Origin of the sequence: Streptomyces anandii JCM 4720, from assembly GCF_014650655.1 — a bacterium.
In the GTDB taxonomy this organism is placed as follows: domain Bacteria; phylum Actinomycetota; class Actinomycetes; order Streptomycetales; family Streptomycetaceae; genus Streptomyces; species Streptomyces anandii.
The window spans coordinates 32,631-42,085 of sequence record NZ_BMVJ01000026.1 but is presented as its reverse complement, the minus strand read 5'-3'; the positions used below and the strand labels follow the sequence as shown (position 1 = coordinate 42,085).

The 9,455-nt window shown below is 75.6% G+C and carries 11 protein-coding genes; 4 read left to right on the top strand and 7 right to left on the bottom strand.

All coding sequences use genetic code 11. From position 1 onward, the window contains the following. A partial coding sequence (locus tag IE249_RS31315; protein ID WP_229859644.1) for an XdhC family protein occupies positions 1–1,102 on the top strand: 1,102 nt, incomplete at its 5' end. 3 nt (positions 1,103–1,105) lie between these two features. Here IE249_RS31315 and IE249_RS31310 read toward each other — a convergent pair. Next, positions 1,106–1,414: a YciI family protein gene (locus IE249_RS31310; protein WP_189710257.1), complete on the bottom strand. Its 309-nt coding sequence runs from the start codon at positions 1,412–1,414 to the stop codon at positions 1,106–1,108. Positions 1,415–1,485: 71 nt separating this feature from the next. Here IE249_RS31310 and IE249_RS31305 point away from each other — a divergent pair, with 71 nt between their 5' ends. Further along, the gene (locus IE249_RS31305) at positions 1,486–2,403 is read left to right on the top strand and encodes a LysR family transcriptional regulator (RefSeq protein WP_189710254.1); all 918 of its coding nucleotides are present in this window, start codon (positions 1,486–1,488) and stop codon (positions 2,401–2,403) included. Here the strand turns inward: IE249_RS31305 and cysK are convergent. Beyond that, positions 2,396–3,316: a cysteine synthase A gene (gene cysK, locus IE249_RS31300; protein ID WP_189710252.1), complete on the bottom strand. Its 921-nt coding sequence runs from the start codon at positions 3,314–3,316 to the stop codon at positions 2,396–2,398. The genes IE249_RS31305 and cysK overlap by 8 nt on opposite strands. Further along, a complete protein-coding gene (epsC, locus tag IE249_RS31295; RefSeq protein ID WP_229859643.1) occupies positions 3,313–3,903 on the bottom strand; it encodes a serine O-acetyltransferase EpsC in 591 nt (196 codons plus the stop codon). Before epsC ends, cysK begins: the two co-directional genes overlap by 4 nt. Positions 3,904–4,486: 583 nt before the next feature. Here epsC and IE249_RS31290 point away from each other — a divergent pair. Both IE249_RS31290 and IE249_RS31285 read left to right on the top strand, forming a co-directional pair. Beyond that, positions 4,487–5,317, top strand: a complete 831-nt coding sequence (locus IE249_RS31290; RefSeq protein ID WP_189710250.1) for a DUF2249 domain-containing protein — start codon at positions 4,487–4,489, stop codon at positions 5,315–5,317. Positions 5,318–5,385: 68 nt separating this feature from the next. Next, on the top strand, positions 5,386–5,886 hold the full coding sequence (locus tag IE249_RS31285) for a hypothetical protein (RefSeq protein ID WP_189710248.1): 501 nt from the start codon (positions 5,386–5,388) through the stop codon (positions 5,884–5,886). A 67-nt stretch (positions 5,887–5,953) separates the two neighbouring features. On the opposite strand, the gene IE249_RS31280 is transcribed toward IE249_RS31285, so the two are convergent. From IE249_RS31280 to IE249_RS31265, 4 genes are all read right to left on the bottom strand, one after another. Next, positions 5,954–6,490: a NifU family protein gene (locus tag IE249_RS31280; protein WP_189710245.1), complete on the bottom strand. Its 537-nt coding sequence runs from the start codon at positions 6,488–6,490 to the stop codon at positions 5,954–5,956. A 7-nt stretch (positions 6,491–6,497) separates the two neighbouring features. Continuing rightward, on the bottom strand, positions 6,498–8,447 hold the full coding sequence (gene feoB, locus IE249_RS31275; protein WP_189710243.1) for a ferrous iron transporter B: 1,950 nt from the start codon (positions 8,445–8,447) through the stop codon (positions 6,498–6,500). After that, on the bottom strand, positions 8,444–8,755 hold the full coding sequence (locus IE249_RS31270; protein ID WP_189710241.1) for a FeoA family protein: 312 nt from the start codon (positions 8,753–8,755) through the stop codon (positions 8,444–8,446). The genes feoB and IE249_RS31270 overlap by 4 nt, the downstream gene beginning before the upstream one ends. 186 nt (positions 8,756–8,941) lie before the next feature. Next, a complete protein-coding gene (locus IE249_RS31265; RefSeq protein WP_189710239.1) occupies positions 8,942–9,382 on the bottom strand; it encodes an SRPBCC family protein in 441 nt (146 codons plus the stop codon). Positions 9,383–9,455 lie beyond the last annotated feature (73 nt).

Genomic DNA, 9,455 nt, shown 5'->3' with positions numbered 1-9,455 from the left:
GGCGGTCGGCGGCAGCGCGCCCCGCCGGCCCGGCGCCGCCCTCGCGGTGGACTCCGGCGGCACGGCGGTCGGCTCGGTCTCCGGCGGCTGCGTGGAGGGCGCGGTCTACGAGCTGTGCCAACAGGCGCTGACGGACGGCGAAACCGTCCTCCAGCGCTTCGGCTACAGCGACGAGGACGCCTTCGCGGTCGGCCTGACCTGCGGCGGCGTCATCGACATCCTGGTCACACCGGTACGGGCGGGCGATCCCGCCCGGCCGGTGTGCGAGGCGGCGCTGGCCGCCGCGGCCTCGGGGGAGGCGGCGGCCCTCGCACGCGTGGTGTCCGGTCCGGCCGAGCTGCTGGGCCGGGCCCTGCTGGTCCGCCCGGACGAGACGGGGGAGAGCGCGATCGGCGGCTTCGGGGCGCACCCGGAGCTGGACCGCACGGTCGCCGGTGAGGCCGCGGCCTTCCTGGACGCCGGCCGCACCGGCACCCTGGAGATCGGCGAGCAGGGCTCCCGCTGCGGCGCCCCCGTCACGGTCCTCGTCGAGTCCTCGGTGCCGCCGCCCCGCATGATCGTCTTCGGCGCGATCGACTTCGCCTCGGCGCTGGTCCGGGTCGGCAAGTTCCTCGGCCACCATGTCACCGTGTGCGACGCCCGGCCCGTGTTCGCCACCCGGGCGCGCTTCCCGGAGGCCGACGAGATCGTCGTGGAGTGGCCGCACAAGTACCTCGAACGCACCCGCGTGGACGGCCGTACGGTGCTGTGCGTGCTCACCCACGACGCCAAGTTCGACGTACCGCTGCTGGAACTGGCGCTGCGGCTGCCGGTGGCGTACGTCGGCGCGATGGGCTCCCGCCGCACCCACCTCGACCGCAACCGGCGCCTGCGCGAAGTCGGCGTGAGCGAGCTGGAGCTGGCCCGTCTGCGCTCGCCCATCGGGCTGGACCTCGGGGCCCGCACACCGGAGGAGACGGCCCTGTCCATCGCCGCGGAGATCGTCGCGGCCCGGCGCGGCGGCAGCGGAGTGTCCCTGACCGGCGCGCACACGCCGATCCACCACGACACGGCACCACCCCGGCAGGTCTCCTCGGCGCGGCGGATCGGGTCGGTGGCCTGAGCCTCACAGTTCGTCGCCGTCGCCGTCCCCGTTCCCGGCGTCCGCCGTGCGGGCGGCGCGGAAGACGGGACGGAAGCCGAGGATGTCGGCGGTGGCGGCGCCGCTGGTGACGAACGGGTCCGCGGCGACCGCGGCCTCGACCGCCTCGCGCGGCCCCTCTGCGATGACCACTCCGCCCGTACGGGGCTCCAGCGGACCGGCGAGCCGGGCCAGCCCCCGGCCGAACACGCCCTCCGGGTGGGTGTAGTGCGCCTCCTTGAGCGCGTCGACGGTCTCCAGCGGGGCACGGTACTTGAACACGATCACGAACATGCCCCCAGCCAACGGCAAGGGGGCCTCCCCGCGCCAAGACCGGTCACCGCGGGACGTATAGGCTCACGCCTATGGACCCCGAGAGTGCCGGGCAGGCCGGGCTCGAACTGCGGCAGCTGCGCTACTTCGCCGCCGTCGCCGAGGCGGGCACCGTCACGGAGGCGGCCCGCCGCCTGCGCATCGCCCAGCCGAGCCTGAGCCAGCAGATCGCGACGCTCGAACGCCGCGTCGGCACCGAGCTGTTCCGGCGGCTGCCGCGGGGCATGGAGCTCACCGAGGCCGGCCGGCTGCTCCTCGACGGCGTCAACCAGGCGCTGGACGCGCTGGGTTCGGCGGTGGCCGCCGCCCGCGCCGTCCCCGTGACGGCGACCCTGGGAGTGTGCAGGGGCGTACCGCCCGAAGCGCTGGAGCGCGCCGAGCGCCTCCTGACCGCCGCCCGGCCGCTGCGCATCGTCCACGAACAGGCCGACTCCGCCCGCCAGGGCGAACTCCTGCGCGCCGGAGCCCTGTCGTACGGCATCCTGCGGGCGCCCGCCGACGACACCGCGGGCCTGGAGCTGCGCGTGATCGGCGACGAGCCGCTCGGCGTGCTGCTGCCGCGCCGCCATCCACTGGCCGCCCGCCCGGAACTGCGCTGGGACGACCTCGCCGGTCTGCGGCTGTTGTGGTTCCCCGAGCGGCGGGCGCCCGCCTACGCGGCCGCCGTACTGGCCCGGCTCGCCGAACACGGGTGGCATCCCGCCACGTCGACCGAGGACACCGGCAGCCACACGCTGTTCCGCCGCGCCCTGCTCGCCCACGACGACGTCGTCGCCCTGCGCACCCGCTCCGCCTCCGCCACGGACACGGACCTCGTCTGGCGCCCGGTCGGCCCGCGGCCGCCCCGCGAACGCCTCCTGCTGGCGGCGGCCGCCCGCTCGGTCTGGGGGCGGGCCCTGCGGGACGCGGAGACGGGGGACGGGCGGCCGGGTCTCCGCGCGGTCAGGTGAAGAGGCCGGTGCTCAGGTACCGTTCGCCGGTGTCGGGCAGGACGACGACGATCAGCGCGTCCCTGTGCCGGGGGTAGCGGGCCAGCGTGGTGGCCGCGTGGAGGGCGGCGCCGCTGGACACGCCCGCGAGGATGCCCTCGGTGCGGGCCAGGCGGCGGGAGGCGGCCTGCGCGTCCTCCAGGCCGACGCGGTGGACGGCGTCGTAGACCTCGGTGTCCAGGATGTCCGGGACGAAGCCGGCGCCGAGTCCCTGGACGCGGTGCGGGCCGGGGGAGCCGCCGGACAGCACCGCGGACTCGGCGGGTTCCACGGCCACCACGGTGACCTCCGGCTTCTTCTCCTTGAGCAGGCGCCCGACCCCGGTGACCGTGCCGCCCGTCCCCACCCCGGCCACCAGGACGTCGACCTGTCCGTCGGTGTCCTGCCAGATCTCCTCGGCGGTGGTGCGGCGGTGGGCGTCCGGGTTGGCCGGGTTGCGGAACTGCTGCGGCATGAACCAGCCGTGCTCATCGGCCAGTTGGGCCGCGCGCGCGATGGCGCCCCGCATGCCCTCGGCGGCCGGGGTGAGGATCAGCTCCGCGCCGTACGCCCGCAGCAGCGCCCGCCGTTCGGCGCTCATGCTCTCCGGCATGGTGAAGGTCACCCGGTGGCCCTTGGCGGCGGCCACCATGGCCAGGCCGATGCCGGTGTTGCCGCTGGTGGGCTCGACGATGCGGACACCGGGCCGGAGCGCGCCGGTGGCCTCCGCGTCCTCGATCATCGCCAGGGCGATACGGTCCTTGACGCTGCCGCCGGGGTTCGCGGACTCCAGCTTGGCGACCAGGCGGACGGGCAGGTCCTCGCCGTAGCGGGACAGCTCCACCAGGGGGGTACGGCCGATCAGCGCGGTGACCGAGGGGTGAATCGCCGTCATGGGGCTGCCTTCCGGGTCGGCTCCGGATGCGGAGCTGTGGTGCGGTGCGCCGCCGCGCGGGCGTCGCGGGTGCGTACGAGGGTGCCGGCCCGCGCGGCGCGGACGGAGGCATGGGCGGGCACGTCGGACAGGACCAGGGAGTTGGCCCCGACGACGGTGTCGTGCCCGATGCGCACGGGGCCCAGCACGGTGGCCCCCACGCCGAGGACCACCCGGTCGCCGACGACGGGGTGCCGGCGGGCGCCCGGGGTGTCGGTCCACCAGCCGGTGCCGCCGAGGGTCACCCGGTGGTAGAGCATCACGTCGTCGCCCACCACCGCGGTCTCGCCGATCACCACGCCCATGCCGTGGTCGATGAAGCAGCGGCGGCCGATGACCGCGCCTGGGTGGATCTCGATGCCGGTCAGGGCGCGTGACAGCTGGGAGACCAGCCGGGGCAGCAGCGGCAGCCCGAGCCGGTGCAGCCGGTGCGCCACGCGGTGCGACCAGATCGCCCACAGGCCCGGGTACAGCAGCACCTCGACGACGTGGGCGCCGCGCAGGGCGGGGTCCTTGCGGCAGGCGGTGCGCAGGTCCTCGAGGATCACGGCGTGCGTCCCGCCGTCGCGGGAGCGTGCGGCGCGGGCCGTCCGGGACGTGCCGTCATGTCTGTTCGCCGATCCCCTCGCTCGCGGGCGCCGTGATGGTCCACGTCGCCGCCGTAGTGCATGGAACCGCACGCTAGACGCCCGCCCGGCGCGGCTCCTTGGGCCGGGGCGGCCCCTCCCCGGCCGCCGTCCGGCCCTGCCCCGGGCCGCGGGTCAGGGACCAGCGGCCCTCGCAGGGAAGGACCGTACGACCCAAGCGCCGCCCCGGCCGGACGGAGATGCTGGCTCTCGACCGACCGGGACCCGCCGCCGATCGCCGCACCCTGCCTGTCCGGCCACGTCTTCTCGTGCCGACGGCCGTGGCAGGCACGGCGAGCCCCCGGTCCGGCCGGTGCCCGGCCGCCCACCTGCCACGGCCGGGCACCCGGCCCGCCCCGCCCCGTCCCGGCCCCGTTGCCGCGGGCCCGGCCCGGCCCGCCCGGTGCGGCGTCGGCCCGGACCTGTCGGGCCCGGCGCCCGGAGGGCCGGCCACCGCATCCGACCGGTCCGCACCCGGACCACCCCGAACCATTGGAGGACCGCCATGAGCGCCCTCACTCTCGCATCGGCCCCCGAGGACGCCGCCGCCCTCGAAGCCGCCGAGGCGCACCACGCCCACCTGGTCGGGCAGATGGCCGGACACGTCGGTCTGCTGCTGACCGCAACCGAAAGCGATCCGCGTACCACCGGGAGTCCCCGGACCGGCCTCGTGGCCTTCTGCGAGCGGGACCTGCTGCCGCACGCCGCCGCCGAGGAGGAGACCCTCTACGCCGCCGCCCACCGCATCCCCGAGGCCCGGCTGCTGGTCGAGGCCCTGATCGGCGAGCACCGCCGGCTGGCCGCGCTCGTCGACGCGCTGCGTGACGCCCCCGCACCGGTCGCCGCGGCCGCCGACGCGCGGGCGCTCCAGGTGCTGTTCGAGGAGCACGTGGCCAAGGAGAACGGCATGGTGCTCTCCCTGCTCGCCAGGGAGCCCGACGTCTCCCTGGCCGGGCTGCTCGGGGACATGCACGACCGGGTCGAACACCACACACCCACCGACGGCGCCGCCGGCGCCCGGGAGAAGCAAGGAGACAGGACAGTGAACGACCAGGAGCCCGAGGAGACCGGCTGCGGCGGGGCCTGCGGCTGCGGCGGCGCCGACGAGGAGGCCGTGCCCGAGCTGGACGTGCGGCAGGTGCCCCACGCCCTGCGCCACGCCACCGTGTTCGGCGCGCTCGACGCCGTGCCGTCGGGCGGCGCCATGGTGCTGGTGGCCCCGCACGACCCGCTCCCGCTGCTCGCCCAGATCGAGGGCCGCGCCCCCGGCGCCTTCTCCGTGGAGTACCTCCAGCGGGGCCCGGAGGCCTGGCGGCTGCTCCTGAGTCACCACTGACGGCGGCCGCCCGGCCGTGCCGCCCGAACGAGTTCAGCCACCCAGCCCACAGGGGAAGAAGACACGTCATGCGTTGTGTGCACCGCCGGGCCGCGGCCCTGGTCGGGCCGGCCGGCGCGGCCATGGTGGCCGCCGGGGCCGTCATGCTGCTGCGGGGCCGCGGCGGCCGGAAGGAGATCCGCGCCGAACTCGCGGCGCAGCGGATCGCGTTCCCCGGCCACGGCCTGCCGGCCCGCCTCGCGCCCCACGCCGGCGCTCCCGTGCGGACCGGCCCGCAGGCCCACGCCTACGCCGAGCTGATCAAGGACCACCTCACGCACGCCACCGGCGGCCGCACCTACGCGGAGATCACCGAGGAACTGCACGCCACCGGCGGCGACGACGAGAAGCTGACCCGGCTCAGGCAGACCGCGTTCATGGGCGAGACCCTGCGCGGCTCCCTGCTGTCGGCCTATCAGGCCTGGCATCTGACCACGCTCGTCCAGGGTCTGGGCGCCCTTTTCACCGGCGTGGGCGCGGCGCTCGTGCTCACCGCACGGGACCTGTCCCGCCCCGGCGGACACCACTGAACCGGCCGGCCAGGTGGAGGGCCGGCCCCGGGAAGACCGGGCACACCCGAGGGTGCGCCCGGTCTTCTCATGCGCTCGCGGCCGCCCGGATCTCGCGCAACTGGGGGCAGGTGCGGCGCAGTTGGGCCTCCAGGCGCTGGTGGAGGGTGAACCAGGCGGCGGGGCAGCCGTGGCAGGCGCCGTGCAGGCGGACGGTGACGACACCGTCCCGCACGCCGACCAGTTCGATGCCCCCGCCGTGCGAGCGGGCGACGCCTCCGACCGGGCCGGTGAGCAGTTCGGTGACGGCTGCGCGCAGCAGCGCGTCGCCGTGGTCGCCGTCCGCGCCGGGGCCGGGCGTCCAGCCGTCGCGGTCCTCCAGCGCCGCGTGCAGCGCCGTACGGACCCGGGCGCCCGCGCCCGGCCAGGTGCGGCCGGCCCCGAGACGGGTGACCACCGCGCCGGGCTCCGCCGTGACGCCGGCGAGCGTGCCGTCGTCGAGGAGCGCGGCCAGCGGGCCGGGAAGCCCGGCGAGCGGACCGGCGTACGGCATCGCGTCCGCCGGGACGATCCAGCGCAGCCGGTCGGGGTGACCGGGCACGGGCTGGGGGTGGATGGGGATCACCGGACCCTCACCCGCCCAGCCACACCGTGAGCGTCCGGGCCAGGTACGCCATCACCCAGGCCAGCCCGGTGAGATAGGTGAAGGCGATCGCCGGCCATTTCCACGTGCCGGTCTCCCGGCGCAGCACCGCGACCGTGGCCATGCACTGCAGCGCGTAGGCGAAGTAGACCAGCAGCGCCGCGATGGTGGGCGCGGTGAAGACCCGCTCACCGGCGTGCGGACCGTCCGGATAGGTCATGGTCCGCAGCGCCCGCGCCGGGTTCTCGGGGTCCTGCGCGGCCGAGACCTGGCCGAGGGTGGCGACGAAGGTCTCCCGGGCCGACTGGGCGGACAGCACGCCGACGTTGACGCGCCAGTCGAAGCCCAGCGGGGAGAACACCGGGGCGGCGAGACGCCCCAGGCCGGCGGCGTAGCTGTGGTCGACCTCGTAGGCGGACACGGCGGTCCGGTCGGTGGTGTCGACACCGGCCGCCCGCAGCTCGGCCGCCGAGTGCAGCGGCAGGTTCAGCAGCAGCCACAGCAGCACGCTCGTGGCGGCGATGACGGTGGTGCACTTGCGCAGGAACGCGCGGGCCGAGGACCACATCATCACCAGCACCGAACGCGGGGACGGCAGCCGGTAGGGCGGCAGCTCCATGTGGAACGGCAGCAGCCCGCCGCGGTGGTCGCCCAGCTTCTTGAACGCCCACGCCGCCAGCATCGCCGACACCGCGCCCAGCACGTACAGCCCGAACATCACCAGGCCCTGCGCGCCGAACGGGCCCACGTGGTACGAGGGATCGACCAGCAGCCCGATCAGCAGCACGTACACCGGCAGCCGGGCCGAGCAGGTGATCAGCGGGGCGGCCATCATCGTGGCGAGCCGGTCCCGGGCCGAGGGCAGCGTGCGGGTGGCCATGATGCCGGGGATCGCGCACGCGAACGACGACAGCAGCGCCACGAACGCGCGGCCCTCCAGCCCGACCCGGGCCATCACCCGGTCCATCAGGAAGGCCGCCCGCGACATGTAGCCCACGCCCTCCAGGAGCGCGAGCAGCAGGAACAGCAGCATGATCTGCGGTACGAACACCAGCACCGCGCCGACCCCGCCGACGAGCGCGTCGCCGAGCAGCCCGGACAGCCAGCGGTTGCCGACGTGTGCGGAGACCAGCTCCGACAGCCGCCCGAACACGGTCTCCACCGCGCCCTGCAAGGGGGCGGCGAGCGTGAAGACGGTCTGGAAGAACAGCATCATCACGGCGAAGAAGACCAGCGTGCCCCACAGCGGGTGGAGCAGCACCGCGTCGACCCGCTGGGTGATCCGGTGCCGTTCCGGGGCCCGGTAGCCGGCGAACTCCAGCACCGACTCCGCCCAGGCGTCCACCTCGTCGGGGTCGGTGGGCGGCGCCAGGACCGGCGTGGGCCACGATCCCCACTCGGCGAGCCGGTCCCGCAGTCGCGCGACCCCGCGCCCGCGGTGTCCGACCACCGCCAGCACGGGTACGCCCAGGGCCTCGCCCAGCGCGTCGACGTCCAGGGTGCCCTGACGGCGGGCCAGTTCGTCGGTGAAGGTGACCACCAGGCAGGTCGGCAGGGAGCGCGCCAGCACCTGGGCGACGAAGGGCAGCGAGCGGCGCAGCGTGGTGGCGTCCGCGACCACGAGGAGCGCGTCCGGCCGTGCCACCCCGGCCACGCGGCCGTCGAGCACGTCGACGGTGATCCGCTCGTCGGGGCTGATCGGCTCCAGGCTGTACGTCCCGGGAAGGTCCTCGATCAGGCAGCTGTCCCCGCCGGTGCGGCAGACGCCGACGAACCGGGCGACGGTCACGCCGGGATAGTTGCCCGTCTTGGCGTTCAGCCCGGTCAGTCCGTTGAAGACGCTGGTCTTGCCGGCGTTGGGGCTGCCGACGAGCGCGAACCTCGGCTGCCCGGCGGTCACTTCCCCTTCGCCCGCGACGCCGTGGCAGCTCGTGGTCACGGCCGCACCTCGACGACGCGCACACAGGCGGCCTGCGCCCGGCGCAGGCACAGGTCGTAGTCCTTGACGCGGAAGACGACGGGGTCGCGCAGCGGGGCCCGGCGGACCACCTCCACCACCGTGCCCGGGGTGAAGCCCAGGTCCCTGAGCCGGCGGGCCGTGCGGGAGGAGCCGTCGTCGGTCACGGTCACGACCCTGCCCCGCGCGCCGGGCGGCAGGTCCGCCAGCGCCCGGTGGGCGCCGTCCGGGCCAGGACCGGCGGCCGTACGGCCCGGCTCGGTATCCACATGCCGGTCACCACTGTTCATTCTGTCTCCGGAACTACGCCGGGCGAACCCGCCCCCACGACACCTTTCAGTGAAGAGAGGCTACCCTTACCTCGCAGGTGCAGTCCGGGGCCGTCGGGGACCGTGAGGAGGGCCATACGGCTCTTTCCGCGCTCCAGGTGCCGTCACCGGCGGCGCGGCCCGCCGCTCGTGGACGCCGCCCGCCGCTCACGGGCGCCGCAGCAGCCTGTTCACCGCCCGGCCGAACACCGACCGCGCCGCGCCCGCCAGTACGGGGTCGAAGAGGCCCGGCAGGAAGCGGACCCGCAGCTCCTCCCGCCACGCCACCCGCGCCCGTCCGCCCGGACCCGCGCGCACCTCGATCTCGGCCCAGCCCAGGACCACCCGGCCGCGCTTCTCGAGCCGGCACAGGCCCGGCTCTCCGCCGGCCGGCGGGCGCCAGACGGTGACCTCCATCGGGTCGTCGAAGCCGAGCGGGCCGAGCGCGGTGCGCGCCACGAACCGCGTGCCCTCACGGGCCGGTTCCGGGGTGAGAACGGTCACGCGGGTCAGCGGGACCACGTCGGCGTGCCGCTGCCACCGGGTGAGCCGCCGCCAGGCCTCGTCGGGAGAGAGCGGCGGGGTGCGTTCCAGGGAGAAGTTGACCACGTCACGATCGTAGGCAACGAGCGCCCGTGGCCTGCCCGTTCGGACCCGGCTCACCCGCGTGGCCGTACGGGCG

What these genes read in the sequence shown, in the direction of transcription:
- IE249_RS31310 (WP_189710257.1), bottom strand. Translation starts at nt 1,414, where the DNA reads ATGTTCGTGATCGTGTTCAAGTACCGTGCCCCGCTGGAGACCGTCGAC.
- IE249_RS31305 (WP_189710254.1), top strand. Translation starts at nt 1,486, where the DNA reads ATGGACCCCGAGAGTGCCGGGCAGGCCGGGCTCGAACTGCGGCAGCTG.
- cysK (WP_189710252.1), bottom strand. Translation starts at nt 3,316, where the DNA reads ATGACGGCGATTCACCCCTCGGTCACCGCGCTGATCGGCCGTACCCCC.
- IE249_RS31290 (WP_189710250.1), top strand. Translation starts at nt 4,487, where the DNA reads ATGAGCGCCCTCACTCTCGCATCGGCCCCCGAGGACGCCGCCGCCCTC.
- IE249_RS31285 (WP_189710248.1), top strand. Translation starts at nt 5,386, where the DNA reads ATGCGTTGTGTGCACCGCCGGGCCGCGGCCCTGGTCGGGCCGGCCGGC.
- IE249_RS31270 (WP_189710241.1), bottom strand. Translation starts at nt 8,755, where the DNA reads ATGAACAGTGGTGACCGGCATGTGGATACCGAGCCGGGCCGTACGGCC.